Raw genomic sequence first — 17,690 nt, 5'->3', positions numbered from 1 at the left:
TCGAATCTCTCAACAGGATCGTTGGCGCGGCCAGGCAGGCGCACGAAGGCACCCGCGGCCACGGCCGGGCACCGGGCCTCGCGGCCCGGCGAATCAAAGGGGGACGATCAGGCGAGGGAGAGGGGTGGGTCGCGTGCGCGGAACGCCCGGAGCCGGGCGGCCAGCGGCACGGCGTCGGCCACCGGCGCGGGCGGCTCGGCGGCGGGCGCGAACGACAGGGCCAGGACGGGCGCGGTCGCGAGGTCGGTGGGGGCGAGCTGGTCGAACAGCTTGCACTCCGCCGTGGAGTGGTCGTTGAACAGGCCGTGGTCGGCGGCCGAGGCGACGGCCCGCGGTGCGCCCGGGGCATGCACCACGCGGTGGACGAGCGCCAGCGTCTGCGCGAGCAGCAACAGCACGATCGCCAGCGGCAGCAGCCGGTGGCGAAGGGCGGTCAGCGGACTCGGGGAGCGGAGCGGCATTCAGGAGCGGGACAGGGCGCGGGGATCACTTCACCAGCTGGCCATCGGCCAGCCGGTAGAACATGCCATAGGGGTCGCTGGGCAGGACGGACATCTTGCCACGAACCGTCACCGCCTCTTGTGAAAACGTGACCGGGCCCTTGCTTTTCACCTCGATGAGGCCCTCGGGGCCGGCCGGGGTGCAGAACGAGCAGGTGGTGGGCACTGCCGACAGCAGGAAGTGCTTCTGCTGCTTGCCGGGTTCGAGCGGCATCATGAAGCCCTGCACCGTCACCTCACGGTTGTTGAGCGCCTGCACCGCCTTCGGGTACACCGGCCGCACGAAGGCGCCCTCGACCCGGGTGGTGACCGACGACAGCAGGTTCCAGGACACGACGCCTTCGCGTTCCTTCAGCGGGGGGAACTGGCTGCGCGGGTCGTGGTAGCCGGCGCCCGAGCCGGGTTGGGGTTTGCCGGTGGAGCCCGGGCCGCTGGGCTGGGCCGCAGCCGGGCCGGCACAGCACAGTGCTGCGAGAAGGAGGAGGACTTCGGTCTTCATGTTCGTTCAACCCGTTCAATGGGCCTGCAGCAGCTTCGTCACGTCGAGGCGGAAGGCCCGGATCGCCGGCAGCGCCGCGCTCAGCAGGGCCAGCAGCACCGCGGCGGCCGGCACCACGGCTTCCCACGGGGAAACCCAGGCGCCGGTCAGCGAGAGCGATCGTTCGGTCTGCAGGAAACTGCCCAGCAGGTGGGTCACGGCATGACCCGCCACAAGTCCGATGATGATCCCGAGCAGCGCGAGCCACAAGGCCTCCGCCACCACCAGCGTGGCCACCCGGCGGGGGGGCGCGCCGAGCATGCGCATCATCGCCAGGTCGGCCTGGCGCTCGCGCACCGCGTGGTACAGCCCGATGAACACCGACAGTCCCGCGGCCGCCAGCAGCACGATGCCGAACCCGCGCAGCACCTCGGTGCCCGCGCCCACCATCTTCATCAGCCTCGCCGTCTCGAAGGCCGGGGCGGCGGACTGAAGCGCCGGCTGGGCGTTGACCCAGCGGGGCAGGCTCACGGCGGCCAGGGGCGAGCGGTACGAGACCAGCAGCAGGGTGACCTCGCGGGGGTCGTCTTCGTTCTCGTGGGCCGCGTCGTGGTCGTCGTCGTGGCCGTGGTCGTGGTCATCCCCGTGCTCGTCGGCGGCTTGGCCGGCCTCGGCCGGCGCGCTGCCGTGGTGGGCGTGCACGGCCCAGACCGACTCGGTGCTGGTGACCACGAGGCGGTCCAGCACGGTGCCCGTGCGGGCGAGGGTGCCCACCACGGTGTAGCGGTAGTGGTCGTGTTCGTCCCCTCCCATGCCGAGGCCGTGCGAGCCGGCGAACGTGTCGCCGGGGCGCAGCTTCAGTTCGGCCGCCGCATCGGCGCCCAGCACGGCCTCGAGCGGAATCTTCCAGGTGCGGCCCTGTTCGATCTGCCCGCCGTACAGGTCGAGGTACTCGCGCGTGGTGCCCACGATGCGGAAGCCGTGCAGGCTGTCCCCGAGCGACAGCGGCACGACCCGTGCCACCAGGGGGTGGTCGCGCAGCAGCTTGACCGTGCCGAGCGGGATGTTGCCGGTGGGCGAGTCGAGGTGGAACACCCCGGACAGGATCAACTGCATCGGGCTGCCCTTTGCACCCACGACGAGGTCGATGCCGGCCAGGTCGCGCTGCACCGCGTGCTCGACCTGTTCGCTGGCCAGGATCACGAAGGTCATCGACGCGAGGCCGAGCGACAGCAGCACCAGGTTCAGCACGGCCACGAGCGGCCGGGCCCACAGGTAGCGCCAGGCGAGCAGCGCGAGCCTCATGGCGCGGGGGCGGCTGCGAGCCGCAGGACGTGGGCGCCGGGCAGCCAGTCGGTGACGCGCCGGTCGTGGGTGGCCACCACCAGGGTGGCGCCGGTCTCCGTGGCCGCCTGGCGCAGCAGCCCGAGGGCATCGGTGGCCGCCTCGTCGTCGAGGCTCGCGGTGGGTTCGTCGGCGAGGATCAGCCGCGGCTCGCGCAGCAGCGCACGGGCGAGCGCCACGCGGTGGGCCTGGCCCACGCTCAGCTCGTGCGGGCGGCGGTGGGCCAGCGCGCCGATGCCCAGGTGGTCCATCACGGTGGCGATGCGCGGGCCGTCGACGTGTTCACCGGCGCAGACGAACGGCAGCTCGAGGTTGCGCCGCACCGACAGGCTCGGGCTCAGGTGCAGCCGCTGCGGCACGAAGCCCAGCGTGGCGCCGCGCCAGGCATCGCGGGCGCTGGCCCGCAGGCTGCCGACGTCGGTGCCTTCGACCCGCACGTGGCCGCTCGTGGGGCTCAGCAGGCCGGCGATCAGTGCGAGCAGGGTCGACTTGCCGGAGCCCGAGGCGCCCAGCACGAGCAGGTGGTCACCATGGGCCAGGCGCAGGTCGGGGAACCGGACCTCGACCTGTGGCGTGTAGCGGTGCCGGAGATTCTGGAATTCGAGCACGCGGCCCTCACCCCTTGCGGACGTGGCGAGCGAAGGTCTTGCGGAACTTCTCGACCTTCGGGGCGACGACGAACGCGCAATAGCCCTGGCCCGGATGCTGGGCGAAGTAGTGTTGGTGGTAGTCCTCCGCGCGCGAGTAGTTCGCGAGCGGCGTGAGTTCGGTGACGATGGGCGAGCGGTGCACGCCGCTCGACGCCAGTTCGCCCAGCACCTCGCGCGCGATGCGCTCCTGGGCGGCCGACTCGTAGTAGATGCCCGAGCGGTACTGCGGCCCGATGTCGTTGCCCTGGCGGTTCAGCGTGGTGGGGTCGTGCACGACGAAGAAGATCTCGAGCACCTCGGTGAGGCTGATGCGGGCGGGGTCGAACGTGACCCGCACGACCTCGACGTGGCCGGTGTCGCCGTTGCAGACCTGCTCGTACGTGGGGTTCTTGACGTGGCCGTTGCTGTAGCCCGATTCGACCGAGACCACGCCTTCGACCTGTTCATAGACCGCCTCGACACACCAGAAGCAGCCCCCGCCGAGGGTGATGGTCTCGAGGTGTGGAGTCATGATGCGGCCGCCTGAAGGGAGTCAGTGGAAAACCCGCATTCTGCGTCAAGCGCGGCGGAAGGGTCGTGACACGGTCTTCAGGAGGGCGCCACCCCGGCGGAGGCCGGGGCCCACCGCGGCACCTGGGCGCCCGGGGCGGTGGATCCCGGCGTTCGCCGGGATGGCCTGCTGCGATCAGGCCGCGCGGCGGGTGCGGCGGGCGACGCCACCGACCAAGAGGGCGCCGAGTGCCAGCATCGCGTAGGTTTCCGGTTCGGGCACCGGCGCGGCCACCGCGGCCGGCAGCGAGCGCACGGTGTTGGTCAGCGAGGCCGAGGCCACGGTGAAGTCGGCCGTGCTGCTGTGGGAGTTGATGGAGCCGCCGAACGACTCGGTGCGCTCCCAGGCCCAGGCCGTGGTGGAGCCGCCGTTCGCGCCCAGCGGCGAGTTGAAGTAGATCGAGAAGAAGTTGCCGGGGCCGCTGTCGTTGCGGTTGAACGTGATGCCGTAGCCGTCGGTGCTGAACGTGGAGGTGGACACCGTGTACTGGTAGGGCATCACTTCCGGGAATCCGGGGGCGCCGGGCAGCCGGTACGACTGCACGTCCCAGTCGGAGAACGTGGTGCCGTCGAAGAAGAACGAGCCTTCGGCGTTGGCGCCGTCGGTGAAGCTGACGCCGGAGAAGAACCACTGGGTGGCCGCCGCGGAGGCAGCGGTGGATGCGGCCACGAGGGTGGCGGCGGCCGCGAGGGTGCGCAGGGCGTGGTGAGGACGGAATGACATGTCGGGGCTTCCCAAGAGTTGCGCCGGATGGGCGCATGGACAGAACGACGATGTGCTTTCCATCGGGAGAGCGCTGCTCGCATGCATCCCCGTGGTTGTTCTGGCTGCGGCAGGTGGGAGGGCCGTGGTCGGCGACATCGCAGAAGCAGTGTCCGCGCGTTGCCGCGGGGTGAAAGCCCCCCACTCACGGGGTCGCCCCTAGAACGAAAGGGAATCCCCGCTGGACGGCGGGTGGCGACGTGTAGTGGATGGGATTCGCACGGGTTTTCCCAGAAGGCCGTTCGGCCGCGTGCCCCGTGTTCATCGGGGGTGTGGCGCATTCGCCAACCCCGATAACCCATCGAAACAATCGATTGCTTGACGCGAGGTCGTGTTCAGCGCAGGCGTGCGGCGGGACGCACCAGCCACTCGACGGTGGCGACCATCGACATGCCGATGGCCGCGCCGATGGCATCGGCGAGCAGGTCCGCCCAGTCGGCCTGACGGCCCGGCACGAACTGCTGCACGATCTCGATGGCGCCGCCCGTCGCGAGCAGCGCGAGGCCGAGCTGGACCCAGCGCCAGCCGCCGCCGGGGAACCCCAGGCGCCACGCGAACGCGAGGGCACAGAAGGCGAGGGCGTGGTTCAGCTTGTCCCAGCCCGTGGAGAACTCGGTGGGCGCCTGCGGCATCAGCGCGAGCACCATCACCACGACGAACAGCAGCAGGGAGATCACGCGCCAGTGGCGGATGGCTCGGGCACCTGCCAGCAGCGGGGCGGCCTGGGCGAGGCGGGACGGCGTCTTGGGATCGGGCATGGGGCACTCGGGTGGCGAACGGGCGGTGAAGACCGCATGCGCCCATGCTAGCGGCCCTGTGTGAAGGCCCGGCGAGCCGGATGCGCGGTGCGCGTGATCGGAGTGTGAAAAACCGCCCGAGGTTCCCGGCGGCCGCCCAAAACAAAAGGGCTTGCGATTGCTCGCAAGCCCTTTCGAGGATTGGTGCCGATGAAGAGAGTCGAACTCCCGACCTTCGCATTACGAATGCGCTGCTCTACCAACTGAGCTACATCGGCTTTGCACAACGGCCCGAGGACCGGTGCAGCCCGCGATTATAGATCAGGTTTTTGCATCCAGGTGGTACTGAGTGATGCGATCGACCTCATTTTTTGAGCCCAGCACCACGGACACCCGTTCATGCAGCTTCGTGGGCTGCAGGTCGAGGATGCGCTGGCGGCCGTTCGTCGAGGCGCCGCCGGCCTGCTCGACCAGGAAACTCATGGGATTCGCCTCGTACATCAGGCGCAGCTTGCCGGCCTTCTCGGGCTCGCGCTGGTCCCACGGGTACATGAAGACACCGCCGCGCGTGAGGATGCGGTGCACGTCGGCCACCATGCTCGCGATCCAGCGCATGTTGAAGTCCTTGCCGCGCGGGCCGGTCTTGCCGGCGAGGCATTCGTCGATGTAGTGCTTCACCGGCGGGGCCCAGTGCCGCATGTTGCTCATGTTGATCGCGAACTCCTTCGTGTCCGCGGGGATCTGCACGTCGTCGGCGGTCAGCACCCACGAGCCCTGCTCGCGGTCGAGCGTGAACATCGCGACACCGTCACCCACGGTCAGCACGAGCGTGGTCTGCGGGCCGTACACGCAGTAGCCGGCCGCGGCCTGCTGGCTGCCCGGCTGCAGGAAGTCGTCCTCGCTCACGCCGGCGCTGCCGTCGGGCTTCTTCAGCACCGAGAAGATGGTGCCGATGCTGACGTTCACGTCGATGTTGCTCGAGCCGTCGAGGGGATCGAACAGCAGCAGGTACTCGCCCTGCGGGTAGCGGTTGGGCACCACGTAGATGCCTTCCATTTCCTCGCTGGCCATGGCGGCGAGCGCGCCGCCCCATTCGTTGGCCTCGATCAGCACCTCGTTGGCGATGATGTCGAGCTTCTTCTGCACCTCGCCCTGCACGTTCTCGCTGCCGGCGGTGCCGAGCACGTCGCCGAGCGCGCCCTTGTTGACGCTGATGCTGATGCGCTTGCAGGCGCGGGCCACCACTTCGATCAGCAGGCGAAGCTGCGACGGGATGTGCCCGTGCAGCCGCTGCTGTTCGATCAGGTACTGGGTGAGGCTGATGCGTTTGGTCATTGGAACTCCAGGAGGCTTGGGAATCTTGTCAGACCTGTTGAAGTGCGCGGCCAATGATCTCGCGCACGTCGTTGGACAGGTCGGCCTTCGCGGCCACGCGCTGCAGGGCGGCGTGGGCGCTGGTGCGGTACGGTTCGGCGAGCGCGGCCCAGCGGTCCATCACGCGGGCCATGCGGGCGGCCAGCTGCGGGTTGATGCCGTCGAGCTCGACGATGCGGTCGGCCCAGAACGCATGGCCGGCACCGTCGGCGCGGTGGAACGCGGCCGGGTTGTTCATGCACAGCGCGCTGATCAGGCTGCGCGCGCGGTTCGGGTTCTTGAGCGAGAAGTCCGGGTGCTTGAGCAACTGCTTCGCGCGTTCGAACACGAGGCCGTTCTTCTCGGGCGTGGTGGCCTGCAGCGCGAACCACTTGTCGATCACGAGCGCGTCGCCCTTGAAGAGCGCGTGGAAGCGCTCGAGCGCCGGCGCGGCCAGCTCGGCGTGCGAGCCGGTGAGGGCGCTCAGCGCGCCGAGGCGGTCGGTCATGTTGCCGGCGTCCTTGAAACGCTGGAACGCGCGGCCCGGCCACACGGTGTCGCCGTCGGCGGCCGAGGCCAGGCACAGCATCGACAGGCTCAGGTTCGCGAGCGACCGCTTGCCGGCCGACACGGCGTCGGGCGAGTAGCCGCCCGCCACCTGGTGCTGCTCGAACGCCCAGGCCCAGTCGTCGCGCAGGGCCTGTGCGAGCTGCAGCTTCATCGACTCGCGCGCGGCATGGATCTTCTGCGGGTCGACCACCTGCAGCTGCTCGGCGAGGTAGGTCTCGCTCGGCAGCGTGAGCGTGAGGTCCTTGAACGCGGCATCGAGCTCGGGGTGGCGCAGCACCGCGCGCAGCGCGTCGGTGAAGCCAGCGTCGAGCACCAGCGGCTCGTCGCTGCCGATGGCGGCGAGCAGGCGGTTCAGCGCGAGGCGCTGTCCGGCTTCCCACCGGTTGAACGGATCGGGATCGTGCTGCAGCAGGACCAGCAGGTCGGCGTCGGCGAGGTGGTCGTTCAGCACGACCGGGGCCGAGAAGCCGCGCAGCAGCGACGGCACGGGTTCGACGTCGACGTTGACGAAGGTGTAGAAGTTGCGCGGCTGGTTCAGCACGAGCACGCGTTCGGTGCCGGAGGCCTCGGCCTCGCCTTCGAGCTGCAACGGGATGGCGCGGCCGTCGCGGCCCACGAGGCCCATGGCCACGGGGATCACGTACGGTTCCTTCTCGGACTGGCCCGGCGAGGGCAGGCCGTGCTGCTCGAGGCTCAGCGTGTAGGTGCGCGTGGGGGCGTCGAAGCGGCCGCGCGACGCGAGGCGCGGCGTGCCGGCCTGGCTGTACCAGCGCTTGAACTGCGGCAGCTGGCGCGCGAGTTCGCTGTCGGGGTTGGCGTCGGCGATGGACTGGGCGAAGTCGTCGCAGGTCACGGCCTGGCCGTCGAAACGCTCGAAGTACAGCGTCATGCCCCGCGCGAAACCGTCGCGGCCCACGAGCGTCTGCATCATGCGCACGACCTCGGCGCCCTTCTCGTAGACGGTGGCCGTGTAGAAGTTGTTGATCTCGACGTAGCTGTCGGGACGCACCGGGTGCGCCATGCTGCCGGCGTCCTCGGGGAACTGGATCTGGCGCAGCTGGCGCACGTCCTCGATGCGCTTGACCGCGCGCGCCGTGGCGCTGCCGGTCATGTCCATGCTGAACTCCTGGTCGCGGAAGACCGTGAGGCCTTCCTTCAGGCTCAGCTGGAACCAGTCGCGGCACGTGATGCGGTTGCCGGTCCAGTTGTGGAAATATTCGTGGCCCACGACGCTCTCGATGCCGGCGTAGTCGACGTCGGTGGCGGTGGCGGGGGTGGCGAGAACGAACTTCGTGTTGAAGATGTTCAGGCCCTTGTTCTCCATGGCGCCCATGTTGAAGTCGCCCACGGCGACGATCATGAAGCGTTCCAGGTCCAGCGGCAGCTTGAAGCGGGCCTCGTCCCACACCACGCTGGCGATGAGCGAGTTCATCGCGTGTTCGGTCTTCTCGAGGTCGCCGCGGCGCACGTACACCTGCAGCAGGTGGTCCTTGCCCGAGCGGGTGCGGATGTGCTGCTCGCGGGCCACGAGGTCGGCGGCCACCAGCGCGAAGAGGTAGCTGGGTTTCGGGAACGGGTCGTGCCACTTCGCGAAGTGCTTGCCGTTGGGCAGCTCGCCCTGCTCGACGAGGTTGCCGTTCGACAGCAGCACCGGGTACGCGGCCTTCGAGGCGCGCAGCGTCACGGTGTAGACCGCCATCACGTCGGGGCGGTCGAGGAAGTAGGTGATGCGGCGGAAGCCCTCGGCCTCGCACTGCGTGAACAGCCCGCCGCCCGACTGGTACAGGCCCGACAGCTTCGTGTTCTTGTCGGGCGCGCAGATGTTGCGGATCTCGAGCGAGAACGGGGTGTCGGGCAGCGTGTCGATGACGAGCTGGCCGTCCTCGTGGCGGAACGACACCGAGTCGCCGTTGACGAGCACGCGGGTGACCGTGATGTCCTCGCCGTGCAGGCGCAGCGGCTGGGCCGGCTGGTCGGCGTTGCGCTCGACCTGCATGCGGTTGATCACGAGGGTCTTGGCCGGATCGAGTTCGAACGTCAGGTCGACGCTGCGGATCCAGTACGCCGGCGCGGTGTAGTCCTCGCGGCGGATCAGTTGGGCGGTGCCTTCACGCATGGGGATGTCCTGTCTCTTGTTCTACGTTCGGTGTGTCATCCCGGCGAAGGCCGGGACCCACTGCGCCGGTGGGCGCTCCTGTCCCCGGTGGATCCCGGCTTTCGCCGGGATGACGGCAGGGGGAGGAGCGCCGTGTCCATCAGGCAACGCCCATCTTGAGGCTGGCCTCGATGAGCGTGTCCAGATCGCCGTCCAAGACTTTCTGCGTATTGGAAATCTCGACGTTCGTGCGCAGGTCCTTGATGCGGCTCTGGTCGAGCACGTACGAGCGGATCTGGTGGCCCCAGCCCACGTCGGTCTTCGTGTCTTCCAGCTTCTGCTGCTCGGCCATGCGGATGCGCATCTCGTGCTCGTACATGCGCGAGCGCAGCATCTGCCAGGCCTCGTCGCGGTTGCGGTGCTGCGAACGGTCGTTCTGGCACTGCACGACGATGCCGGTCGGGATGTGGGTCAGGCGCACCGCGGAGTCGGTCTTGTTGATGTGCTGGCCGCCGGCGCCGCTCGCGCGGTAGGTGTCGGTGCGCACGTCGGCCGGGTTGATGTTGATCTCGAAGGATTCATCGACCTCGGGGTACACGAACAGGCTCGCGAAACTCGTGTGGCGGCCGCCCGAGCTGTCGAACGGGCTCTTGCGCACGAGGCGGTGCACGCCGGTCTCGGTGCGGAGCAGGCCGAACGCGTAGTCGCCCTCGACCTTGATCGTGGCGCTCTTGATGCCGGCGACGTCGCCTTCGCTGACTTCCATCACCTCGGTCTTGAAGCCCTTGCGCTCGCAGTACTTGAGGTACTGGCGCAGCAGCATGCTGGCCCAGTCGCAGGCCTCGGTGCCGCCGGCGCCGGCCTGGATGTCGATGAAGCAGTTGCTGGGGTCGGCCGGGTTGTTGAACATCCGGCGGAATTCCAGGCCCTCGACGATCTCGCGCAGCTTCGCGGCGTCGGCCTCGATGGCCTGCAGGCCGTCGACGTCACCTTCTTCCTTCGACATCTCGTACAACTCGGAGTTGTCGGCGAGGTTCGAGGTGAGGTGGTCGATGGTCTCGACGACGGTGTCGAGCGACCGTTTTTCCTTGCCCAGTTCCTGGGCGCGCTTGGGCTCGTCCCAGACCTTGGGGTTCTCGAGCGCGGCGTTGACTTCGTTCAGCCGAAGGGCTTTGCGATCGTAGTCAAAGATACCCCCGTAGATCGACCGTGCGGCGGGTCAGATCGGAGAGGGTGTTGCCGATGGCATTGATGTGTTCGACGTCCATGGTGTGCTTTCCTGCGCAGTGCTTCGTTAACCCGCAATTTTCACACAGGAGCGAACCCCCACACCGCGGTCAGGCCCCGAGGAACGCTTTCAGGCGTTCGGCCAGCGCCCGGGGCTGGTCGTGGTGGAGCATGTGGCCGGCCGGCGAGAGCATGTGTTTCTCGACCCGGCGCACCACCGAGAGGCGCTCGTGGAACTCGGCCTTGGTGTAGCGGCCGGCCCACCAGCGGTCGGTGTCGGTCTGGTCGCCTTCCACCCACAGCAGCGGGGCCTCGATGGCCGCCCAGCAGGCGAGGGCCTCTTCCTTGCGGTAGATGTTCGCGTTGCTGCGCTTGTGGTTCGGGTCGCCGAGGATGCGCCAGTCGCCGGCCGCGTCGGGGGCGGACCAGTGCGCGGCGAGCCAGTCGGCGCGGTCGGTGGGCAGCAGCGGGTTGTTCTTCTGCAGGCGGCGGGCGACGCCGTCGACGCTCTTGTACGAGCTCAGGGACGACGGTTCCTTGAGCTCGTCGAGCCACTTGGCATAGCGGCCGGGGGCGTCCTCGGGGCGCGAGGCGGGCTGGCCGAAGCCTTCGAGGTTCACGAGGCGGCGGATGCGTTTCGGGCGGATGCCGCCGTAGAGCATCACGACGTTGCCGCCCATGCTGTGGCCCACGAGGTCGATCTGCTGGTCGGCCGGGGCGTGGGCCAGCAGCGTGTCGAGCAGCGCGTCGAGATCGCCCAGGTAGTCGGGGAACCAGTAGCCGTCGGCCTGCGGGGTTTCGGTGAGGCCGAAGCCGCGCCAGTCGGGGGCGATGATCCAGCGGTCGGGGCCTTCGATCGACGCGAGTTCGTCGACCAGGAACTGGAAGGAGGCCCCCACGTCCATCCAGCCGTGCAGCAGCACGAGCGGCGGGCGATCGGGGGTCACCAGGCTTTCGTCTCCCCACTGGCGCACGTGGTAGCGCAATCCGCGGAGGGTCAGGAAGTCACTGTGGCTTTCGCGTCGTACGGCATACGGGGTCATGCGTGAGATGATATTGCGGTGCACCAAGCGGCGTTGTCCGTCGGGTGACAACCTTCGACTGTTCCAGGCCCCACCCATGTCAAACCCATCACGCTTTTCGATCCGTTCCGCCGAACTCCGCGACGTGGCACCCATCGTCGGGTTGATCCGCGAGCTGGCGGAATTCGAGAAGCTGACCCACCTGCTGCAGGTCACCCCCGAGAAGCTGCGCCCGCAGCTCTTCGGCGAAAAGCCCGCGGCCGAAGCCATGGTGGCCGAGGTGGACGGCGAGGTGGTGGCGTTCGCGCTGTTCTTCACCAATTTCTCCACGTTCCTGGCACAGCCGGGGCTGTACCTGGAGGACCTGTACGTGAAGCCGGGTTCGCGCGGGCAGGGCATCGGCGAGGCCTTCCTCGGCCGCCTGGCCAAGCTGGCGGTGGACCGCCACTACGGACGCTTCGAGTGGTGCGTGCTCGACTGGAACACCGACGCCATCCGTTTCTACGAGCGCATGGGCGCCACCGTGATGCCCGACTGGCGCCTGTGCCGCGTCACCGGCGACGCGATGCTCGCGCTGGCGGGCCAGCCCGCGACCCACGGCGCCTGAGTCAGTCCACGGCCTCGGTTTCTCCGAGCCTGAAGTAGAACGCCGCCCCCTGGCCGGGCGCGGCCTCGGCCCGCACCGTGCCGCCGTGGCGCTCGACGATGCGCTGCACGATCGCCAGGCCCACGCCGGTGCCCTCGAACTCGTCCATGCGGTGCAGGCGTTCGAAGACGTGGAACAGCTTGTGGGCGTGTTTCATGTCGAAGCCGGTGCCGTTGTCGCGCACGAAGAACTCCGGGCCGTCGAACCCCACCTCGACGTGAGCCTCGGGCCGGTTGCGGGTGTACTTCAGCGCGTTCGAGAGCAGGTTGATCCAGACCTGGCGCAGCATCGCCGGGTCGCAGTCGCTCGGGGGGAGCTCGCCGATGTGCACGTCGACGACGCGGCCCTGGCGCATGGGGGCGAGCGTCTCGAGGGCCTCGCGCACGAGCATCGAGGTGTCGACCGGACGGCGCGTGAGGGCCTGGCGGCCGAGGCGCGAGAACGCGAGCAGGTCGTCGATGAGCTGGCCCATCTTCCGGGCACTGTCGCGGATGATGTTCAGGTAACGCTCGCCGGTCTCGGGCAGCAGCGGGCCGAAGTCCTTCAGCACCACCTGCGAGAACCCGTCGATGGCCCGCAGCGGCGCACGCAGGTCGTGTGACACCGAATAGCTGAACGCCTCCAGCTCCTGCATGGCCGTCTGCAACTCGGCCGTGCGGGCGGCCACACGGGCCTCCAGGTCGGCGTTGAGCGAGCGGATGCGGGCCTCGGCTTCACGCCGTTCGGTCACGTCGGTGAGGGTGCCGTGCCACAGGGTGGTGCCGTCGGCCTCCCGGACGGGCATCGAATGGGCTTCGATCCAGCGCTCGCCGCGCACCGGGTGCCGGATGCGGAACTCCTCGCGCCATGGGGAGACCTCGCGACGGGAGACCTCGACGCTCTTCGACAGGCGGGGCAGGTCGTCGGGGTGGACACGCGTGGCGAACACCGCGAGCGCGTTGTCCCCCAGCTCGGCGGACGTCACACCGTACATTTCGGCGAAACGGTCGAGGCCGAACACCACCGCGTACTCGCCGTCCGCGGAGCGCCGCAGCGTGTGCACCGCGCTCGGCGACGTGCTGGCCACCATCGCGAAGCGGTCGCGCTCGCGCTGCAGCTCGGCGTTGGCGCGCTTGAGGTCGTCGATGTCGGTGCTGGTGCCGTACCAGTGGCGGATCTCGCCCGAGATCGCGCGCAGCGGACATCCGCGGGCCATGAACCAGCGGTCGGTGCCGTCGTGGCGGCGCAGGCGCATCTCGATGGCGTACGGCGTGCCGTCGCGCACCGCGCGGCGCCAGGCCACGGCAACGGCGGGGCGGTCGTCGGGATGGACCTGCATCAGCCACCCGTCGCCGTACTGCAGTTCGGCGGGCACGCCGGTGTACTGGATCCACTGCGGGCTCAGGTAGTCGGCATGGCCGTCCGGGCGTGTGGCCCACACCAGCTGCGTGAGCGACTCGGTCATCTCGCGGAAGTACCGCTGCTGCTCGCGCAGGGCGTCCTCGTCGCGGCGGCGGTCGGTGATGTCCTCGGCGATGCCGGTGAGCTGCAGGTTGCCGGAGGCGGAGAGCACCGCGTGGCCCGTGTCGTGGATCCATCGTTCGGTGCCCTCGGGGTGCACGACGCGGAATTCGATGTCGTAGGTGCGTTCGCGCGGGGCCGCCACCCAGTGGTCATAGGCGGCGACCACACGCTCGCGGTCGTCGGGATGGACGCCTGCGATCCATTCCTGCGGGTCGGCGTAGAGCGCGGTGACAGGGCGTCCCCAGATGCGCTCGAAGGACGGGCTGACATAGCAGACGCGGTCGGACGGGGCGGTGTCGTGGACCCACAGGACATGACGCGGCGCTTCGGCCACCTGCAGCAGGGCGCTGGACTCAGGGTCAACCTTGCTGCCGATTGCCATCACATCTCCCCGGTACTGCCGTCGATGTGCCGTCCGTCGACGGGGTTCGGCACATGATGGATGATCCCTCGCCAGCAACTTGTCCGGGTAGACCCTAAACTCGGGGGATGAGCACGCCCTTGCCCCTGATTTCCCTCGGCCGCAGCGACTTGCGGGTGACCCCCATCTGCCTCGGCACCATGACCTTCGGCCAGCAGGTCGGCGAACACGCCGCCCACGAGCTGCTCGACCAGTCCCTCGGCCGTGGCATCAACTTCATCGACACGGCCGAGATGTACTCGGTGCCGGCGCGGGCCGAGACCTACGGCGCCACCGAACGCATCATCGGCAACTGGTTCGCCCAGCGCCCCGGCGCCCGCGAGAAGGTCGTGCTCGCCACGAAGGTGGCGGGCCCCTCGCGCGGCATGCCCTGGGTGCGTGGCGGCAGCCGCAACCTGCTGCCCGACGAGATCCGCCAGGCCTGCGACGACAGCCTCGCTCGCCTGAAGACCGACCGCATCGACCTGTACCAGATCCACTGGCCGAACCGCAACGTGCCCACGTTCGGCAACCTGTACTTCGACCCGTCGCAGGACCGCGACTTCACCACCATCCACGAGCAGCTCGAGGCACTCGCCGGCCTGGTGAAGGCGGGCAAGGTGCGCTACATCGGCCTGTCGAACGAAAGCCCGTGGGGCGTGCACGAGTTCGTGCGCCTGGCCGAGCAGCACAACCTGCCGCGCGTGGCCACCGTGCAGAACCCTTACGCGCTGAACAGCCGCGCGCTCGACAACGGGCTCGACGAGTCGCTCTACCGCCTGAACGTCTCGATGCTCGCGTACTCGCCGCTCGCCTTCGGCGCGCTGACCGGCAAGTACGACGAGGTGGGCCTGAACTCCGACGACAAGCCGGGCCGCCTCGCGATCTTCGACTCGATGAAGGCGCAGCGCTGGGGCCGTCCCGAGGCGCTCGCCGCGGCCCGCCTCTACAACGCGCTCGCACGCCGGCACGGCCTCACGCCCACGCAGATGGCGCTGGCCTTCTGCTACACGTCGTGGCGGGTCGCCAGCACCATCATCGGGGTGACGAAGCCGGAGCAGCTGGACCAGAACGTCGATGCGTGGGGCACCACGCTGTCGACGGAACTGCTGGCCGAGATCGACGCCATCCGCTGGACCCATCGCGATCCGGCCCAGTGACATGGCCCGCAAGGACCACGCCTCCGAAACCCCCGCCACCGCCTGGCTCAAGGCGCACAAGGTGCCGTACACCGAGCACCTGTACGAGTACGTCGAGCACGGCGGCACCGGCGAGTCGGCGAAGCAGCTCGGCTGGGACGAGCACGCCGTCGTCAAGACGCTCGTGATGGAGGACGAGGCCGCCAAGCCCCTGATCGTGCTGATGCACGGCGACCGGCAGGTGAGCCTGAAGAACCTCGCGCGGCAGATCGGGGTGAAGAAAGTGGCGCCGTGCAAGCCCGAGGTGGCCAACCGCCACAGCGGCTTCCTGGTGGGCGGCACGTCGCCGTTCGGCACGCGCAAGGAGATGCCCGTCCACGTCGAGTCCACGATCCTCGACCTGCCGAAGATCCTGATCAACGGCGGGCGGCGCGGCTACCTCGTGGGCATCGACCCCCGGGTACTCACCGAGACGCTCGGGGCACGGCCGGTGCAGTGCGCCGGTGCAGAATGACGGCCTTCGCCCGATTCCCTTTTCCATGCAGAACCTGTACGTCCTCGCCGCCACCGTCGCGGCCTACCTGATCGGCTCGTTGTCCTTCGCGGTCATCGTCAGCCGGGCCATGGGCCTGAACGACCCGCGCAGCTACGGCTCGGGCAACCCGGGCGCCACGAACGTGCTGCGGTCGGGCAACAAGCTCGCGGCCATCCTCACGCTGGTGTTCGACGCGCTCAAGGGCTGGCTGCCGGTGTGGCTCGTGGCCCGCTTCGGCGAGCCGTACGGGCTGGGTGAGGGCGCGGTGGCGCTGGTGGGCCTCGGCGCCTTCCTCGGCCACCTGTGGCCGGTGTTCTTCCGGTTCCAGGGGGGCAAGGGCGTTGCCACGGCCGCCGGCGTGCTGCTCGCGTTCAACCCGTGGCTGGGGCTCGCCACGCTGCTGACCTGGATCATCATCGCGGTCTTCTTCCGCTACTCGTCGCTCGCGGCCATCGTGGCCGCGGTGTTCGCCCCGTTCTACCAGATGCTGATCTGGGGCTTCGACTCGATCGCGCTCGCCGCGGCCGTGATGGGCGTGCTGCTGATCTGGCGCCACGCCCCGAACATCCGCAAGCTGCTGGCCGGCACCGAAAGCAAGCTCGGCCAGAAGTCCGCGGGCGCCAAGCCCGCTGCCAAAGGAAAACACTGATGACCAACCCCGTGCGCCGTTTCCACGTGGGTGACCGCCTCTCCGAGATGGCGATCCACCACGGCACCGTGTACCTCGCCGGTCAGGTGCCGGAGGACGAGACCTCCGACATCCGCACCCAGACCCGCCAGGTGCTGGCCGCCATCGACAAGCTGCTGGCCGAGGCGCACACCGACAACGCCCACATCCTGATGGCCCAGATCTTCCTCGCCGATCCGGCGGACTTCGAAGGCATGAACGAGGTGTGGGACGACTGGGTGGCCCCGGGCGACGCGCCGCCGCGCGCGACGGTGCAGGCAAAGCTGATGCGCGCGGGCTGGCGCCTCGAGATCGTGGTGACGGCCGCGCTGCGGGTCTGATCAAAGGCCCAGCAGGGCCGGGTCGCCCCGGCCTTCGCGCACGAGGACCGGTTCCCCGGACGTGAGGTCCACCACCGTGGTGGGCTCCATCGCACACGCGCCGGCATCGAGCACCACGTGGATCTGGTTCTGCAGCCGCTCGCGGATCTCCTCCGGGTCGTTGAGCGGGTGGTCGTCGCCGGGCAGGATCAGCGTGGTGCCCAGCAGCGGCTCGCCGAACACGCCCATCAGCTCCTGCAGCATGTGGTGGTCCGGCACGCGCAGCCCGATGGTGCGGCGCGACGGGTGCGACACGCGCCGCGGCACTTCCTTCGTGGCCTCGAGGATGAACGTGAACGGGCCCGGCGTGGCGCTCTTGAGCAGGCGGTACTGCTTGTTGTCCACCTTCGCGTAACTCGCCAGTTCGGAGAGGTCGCGGCACAGCAGCGTCAGGTGGTGCTTGTCGTCGACCCCGCGCAGGCGCCGCAGCGCCTCCGCGGCCGCCTTGTCGTCGAGGTGGCACACGAGCGCGTAGCTGGAGTCGGTGGGCACCGCGGCGATGCCGCCACCGTGGAGCACGTCGGCCGCCTGCTTGAGCAGGCGGTGCTGGGGGTTGTCGGGGTGGACTTCGACGTATCGGGGCATGGTGCCGATCCTAATGCCACGCCGCCCGTGCTGCCACGGCGTGCGGCTTGTCCCCGGGGCGGGCCCGGTGGGCGGTGGGGCGAGGGCCGGGCCGTTCATTGGGGCTCCGGAAGCCATTCATGCAGCAGCCGGGACAGGTCGTCGAGGCGGAACGGCTTGAGCAGCAGCGCGTCCATGCCGGCGTCGAGGCATTCGTTGCGTTCTTCGGGCAGGCCGCTCGCGGTGATGCCGATGATGGGCGTGCGGGCGCGGCCCTCGCTGCGTTCGGCGGCACGGATCTCGGTGGCCGCGTCGCGCCCGTTCATGCGCGGCATGTGGTTGTCGAGGAAGAGGATGTCGTAGTGCCCCGCCCGCCAGGCCGCCACGGCCTCGGCGCCGTCGCCCACCACCGTCACGTGCAGGCCTTCTCGTTCGAGCACCGCCATCGCGAGCACCTGGCTCGCCGCGTCGTCCTCGGCCACCAGCGCGGAGGCGCCGGGGCCATCGTTCCTGGGGTTCATGGACCTCTCCGAAAAACGGTGTGAGGTCCATGATTGCGCCGGGGGAC

19 protein-coding genes and 1 tRNA gene are annotated in these 17,690 nt (G+C 69.1%); 5 read left to right on the top strand and 15 right to left on the bottom strand.

The window, feature by feature from the left end:
- Positions 1 to 107: 107 nt before the first annotated feature.
- The 12 genes from A4W93_RS19750 to A4W93_RS19695 form a co-directional block, all read right to left on the bottom strand.
- Positions 108 to 461, bottom strand: coding sequence for a hypothetical protein (locus A4W93_RS19750; RefSeq protein WP_085752235.1), 354 nt, complete (start codon positions 459 to 461; stop codon positions 108 to 110).
- 25 nt (positions 462 to 486) lie between these two features.
- Entirely contained in the window at positions 487 to 999 is a 513-nt protein-coding gene (locus tag A4W93_RS19745; RefSeq protein WP_085752234.1) for a DUF3299 domain-containing protein, read from the bottom strand.
- Between the two features lie 15 nt (positions 1,000 to 1,014).
- Entirely contained in the window at positions 1,015 to 2,283 is a 1,269-nt protein-coding gene (locus tag A4W93_RS19740; protein ID WP_085752233.1) for an ABC transporter permease, read from the bottom strand.
- Positions 2,280 to 2,930 (bottom strand): ABC transporter ATP-binding protein, encoded by a 651-nt coding sequence (locus A4W93_RS19735; RefSeq protein ID WP_085752232.1) that lies wholly within the window; start codon positions 2,928 to 2,930, stop codon positions 2,280 to 2,282. The genes A4W93_RS19740 and A4W93_RS19735 overlap by 4 nt, the downstream gene beginning before the upstream one ends.
- A 7-nt stretch (positions 2,931 to 2,937) precedes the next feature.
- The gene (gene msrA, locus A4W93_RS19730) at positions 2,938 to 3,483 is read right to left on the bottom strand and encodes a peptide-methionine (S)-S-oxide reductase MsrA (protein WP_085752231.1); all 546 of its coding nucleotides are present in this window, start codon (positions 3,481 to 3,483) and stop codon (positions 2,938 to 2,940) included.
- Positions 3,484 to 3,657: 174 nt separating this feature from the next.
- Positions 3,658 to 4,245 carry a PEP-CTERM sorting domain-containing protein gene (locus A4W93_RS19725; protein ID WP_085752230.1) on the bottom strand — a complete coding sequence of 196 codons (588 nt, stop codon included), beginning with the start codon at positions 4,243 to 4,245 and terminating at the stop codon, positions 3,658 to 3,660.
- 374 nt (positions 4,246 to 4,619) lie between these two features.
- The gene (locus A4W93_RS19720; RefSeq protein ID WP_237357583.1) at positions 4,620 to 5,042 is read right to left on the bottom strand and encodes a VanZ family protein; all 423 of its coding nucleotides are present in this window, start codon (positions 5,040 to 5,042) and stop codon (positions 4,620 to 4,622) included.
- Positions 5,043 to 5,223: 181 nt separating this feature from the next.
- Positions 5,224 to 5,299: transfer RNA gene (locus A4W93_RS19715), tRNA-Thr, on the bottom strand.
- 43 nt (positions 5,300 to 5,342) lie between these two features.
- Positions 5,343 to 6,356 carry a class 1 fructose-bisphosphatase gene (locus A4W93_RS19710; RefSeq protein ID WP_085752229.1) on the bottom strand — a complete coding sequence of 338 codons (1,014 nt, stop codon included), beginning with the start codon at positions 6,354 to 6,356 and terminating at the stop codon, positions 5,343 to 5,345.
- Between the two features lie 28 nt (positions 6,357 to 6,384).
- Complete coding sequence (gene pepN / locus A4W93_RS19705; RefSeq protein ID WP_085752228.1) at positions 6,385 to 9,060, bottom strand: aminopeptidase N; 2,676 nt, start codon at positions 9,058 to 9,060, stop codon at positions 6,385 to 6,387.
- Positions 9,061 to 9,199: 139 nt separating this feature from the next.
- A protein-coding gene (prfB, locus tag A4W93_RS19700) for a peptide chain release factor 2 (protein WP_099959940.1) occupies positions 9,200 to 10,307 on the bottom strand; the annotation gives its coding sequence in 2 pieces (ribosomal slippage) (positions 9,200 to 10,225 and positions 10,227 to 10,307; 1,107 coding nt in all).
- Between the two features lie 69 nt (positions 10,308 to 10,376).
- The gene (locus tag A4W93_RS19695; protein WP_085752227.1) at positions 10,377 to 11,309 is read right to left on the bottom strand and encodes an alpha/beta fold hydrolase; all 933 of its coding nucleotides are present in this window, start codon (positions 11,307 to 11,309) and stop codon (positions 10,377 to 10,379) included.
- A 76-nt stretch (positions 11,310 to 11,385) separates the two neighbouring features.
- On the opposite strand from A4W93_RS19695, the gene A4W93_RS19690 reads away from it, so the two are divergent.
- The gene (locus tag A4W93_RS19690; RefSeq protein ID WP_085752226.1) at positions 11,386 to 11,895 is read left to right on the top strand and encodes a GNAT family N-acetyltransferase; all 510 of its coding nucleotides are present in this window, start codon (positions 11,386 to 11,388) and stop codon (positions 11,893 to 11,895) included.
- A 1-nt stretch (position 11,896) separates the two neighbouring features.
- Here A4W93_RS19690 and A4W93_RS19685 read toward each other — a convergent pair whose 3' ends face one another.
- Positions 11,897 to 13,819 carry a PAS domain-containing sensor histidine kinase gene (locus tag A4W93_RS19685; protein ID WP_085752225.1) on the bottom strand — a complete coding sequence of 641 codons (1,923 nt, stop codon included), beginning with the start codon at positions 13,817 to 13,819 and terminating at the stop codon, positions 11,897 to 11,899.
- A gap of 107 nt (positions 13,820 to 13,926) precedes the next feature.
- Here A4W93_RS19685 and A4W93_RS19680 point away from each other — a divergent pair, with 107 nt between their 5' ends.
- Genes A4W93_RS19680 through A4W93_RS19665 form a run of 4 tightly spaced genes read left to right on the top strand, consistent with a single transcriptional unit; the run spans position 13,927 to position 16,519 of the window.
- Complete coding sequence (locus tag A4W93_RS19680) at positions 13,927 to 14,997, top strand: aldo/keto reductase (protein WP_085752224.1); 1,071 nt, start codon at positions 13,927 to 13,929, stop codon at positions 14,995 to 14,997.
- A 1-nt stretch (position 14,998) separates the two neighbouring features.
- Positions 14,999 to 15,490, top strand: a complete 492-nt coding sequence (locus A4W93_RS19675) for an aminoacyl-tRNA deacylase (RefSeq protein WP_085752223.1) — start codon at positions 14,999 to 15,001, stop codon at positions 15,488 to 15,490.
- A gap of 25 nt (positions 15,491 to 15,515) precedes the next feature.
- Entirely contained in the window at positions 15,516 to 16,160 is a 645-nt protein-coding gene (plsY, locus tag A4W93_RS19670) for a glycerol-3-phosphate 1-O-acyltransferase PlsY (RefSeq protein ID WP_085752222.1), read from the top strand.
- Positions 16,160 to 16,519, top strand: a complete 360-nt coding sequence (locus A4W93_RS19665) for a RidA family protein (RefSeq protein ID WP_085752221.1) — start codon at positions 16,160 to 16,162, stop codon at positions 16,517 to 16,519. The genes plsY and A4W93_RS19665 overlap by 1 nt, the downstream gene beginning before the upstream one ends.
- Here A4W93_RS19665 and A4W93_RS19660 read toward each other — a convergent pair whose 3' ends face one another.
- Positions 16,520 to 17,143, bottom strand: coding sequence for an L-threonylcarbamoyladenylate synthase (locus tag A4W93_RS19660; protein WP_085752220.1), 624 nt, complete (start codon positions 17,141 to 17,143; stop codon positions 16,520 to 16,522).
- 95 nt (positions 17,144 to 17,238) lie between these two features.
- Positions 17,239 to 17,643, bottom strand: coding sequence for a response regulator (locus tag A4W93_RS19655; RefSeq protein ID WP_085752219.1), 405 nt, complete (start codon positions 17,641 to 17,643; stop codon positions 17,239 to 17,241).
- Positions 17,644 to 17,690: the final 47 nt, after the last annotated feature.

The organism is Piscinibacter gummiphilus, assembly GCF_002116905.1.
GTDB classification, from domain to species: domain Bacteria; phylum Pseudomonadota; class Gammaproteobacteria; order Burkholderiales; family Burkholderiaceae_C; genus Rhizobacter; species Rhizobacter gummiphilus.
Note: the sequence above shows the minus strand (reverse complement) of the source record. Positions and strands in the feature narration are given on the sequence as shown.

Coding starts and splice junctions, on each gene's coding strand:
- A4W93_RS19750 (WP_085752235.1), bottom strand. CDS start 461: ATGCCGCTCCGCTCCCCGAGTCCGCTGACCGCCCTTCGCCACCGGCTG.
- A4W93_RS19745 (WP_085752234.1), bottom strand. CDS start 999: ATGAAGACCGAAGTCCTCCTCCTTCTCGCAGCACTGTGCTGTGCCGGC.
- A4W93_RS19740 (WP_085752233.1), bottom strand. CDS start 2,283: ATGAGGCTCGCGCTGCTCGCCTGGCGCTACCTGTGGGCCCGGCCGCTC.
- msrA (WP_085752231.1), bottom strand. CDS start 3,483: ATGACTCCACACCTCGAGACCATCACCCTCGGCGGGGGCTGCTTCTGG.
- A4W93_RS19725 (WP_085752230.1), bottom strand. CDS start 4,245: ATGTCATTCCGTCCTCACCACGCCCTGCGCACCCTCGCGGCCGCCGCC.
- A4W93_RS19720 (WP_237357583.1), bottom strand. CDS start 5,042: ATGCCCGATCCCAAGACGCCGTCCCGCCTCGCCCAGGCCGCCCCGCTG.
- A4W93_RS19710 (WP_085752229.1), bottom strand. CDS start 6,356: ATGACCAAACGCATCAGCCTCACCCAGTACCTGATCGAACAGCAGCGG.
- pepN (WP_085752228.1), bottom strand. CDS start 9,060: ATGCGTGAAGGCACCGCCCAACTGATCCGCCGCGAGGACTACACCGCG.
- A4W93_RS19695 (WP_085752227.1), bottom strand. CDS start 11,309: ATGACCCCGTATGCCGTACGACGCGAAAGCCACAGTGACTTCCTGACC.
- A4W93_RS19690 (WP_085752226.1), top strand. CDS start 11,386: ATGTCAAACCCATCACGCTTTTCGATCCGTTCCGCCGAACTCCGCGAC.
- A4W93_RS19685 (WP_085752225.1), bottom strand. CDS start 13,819: ATGGCAATCGGCAGCAAGGTTGACCCTGAGTCCAGCGCCCTGCTGCAG.
- A4W93_RS19680 (WP_085752224.1), top strand. CDS start 13,927: ATGAGCACGCCCTTGCCCCTGATTTCCCTCGGCCGCAGCGACTTGCGG.
- A4W93_RS19675 (WP_085752223.1), top strand. CDS start 14,999: ATGGCCCGCAAGGACCACGCCTCCGAAACCCCCGCCACCGCCTGGCTC.
- plsY (WP_085752222.1), top strand. CDS start 15,516: ATGCAGAACCTGTACGTCCTCGCCGCCACCGTCGCGGCCTACCTGATC.
- A4W93_RS19665 (WP_085752221.1), top strand. CDS start 16,160: ATGACCAACCCCGTGCGCCGTTTCCACGTGGGTGACCGCCTCTCCGAG.
- A4W93_RS19660 (WP_085752220.1), bottom strand. CDS start 17,143: ATGCCCCGATACGTCGAAGTCCACCCCGACAACCCCCAGCACCGCCTG.
- A4W93_RS19655 (WP_085752219.1), bottom strand. CDS start 17,643: ATGAACCCCAGGAACGATGGCCCCGGCGCCTCCGCGCTGGTGGCCGAG.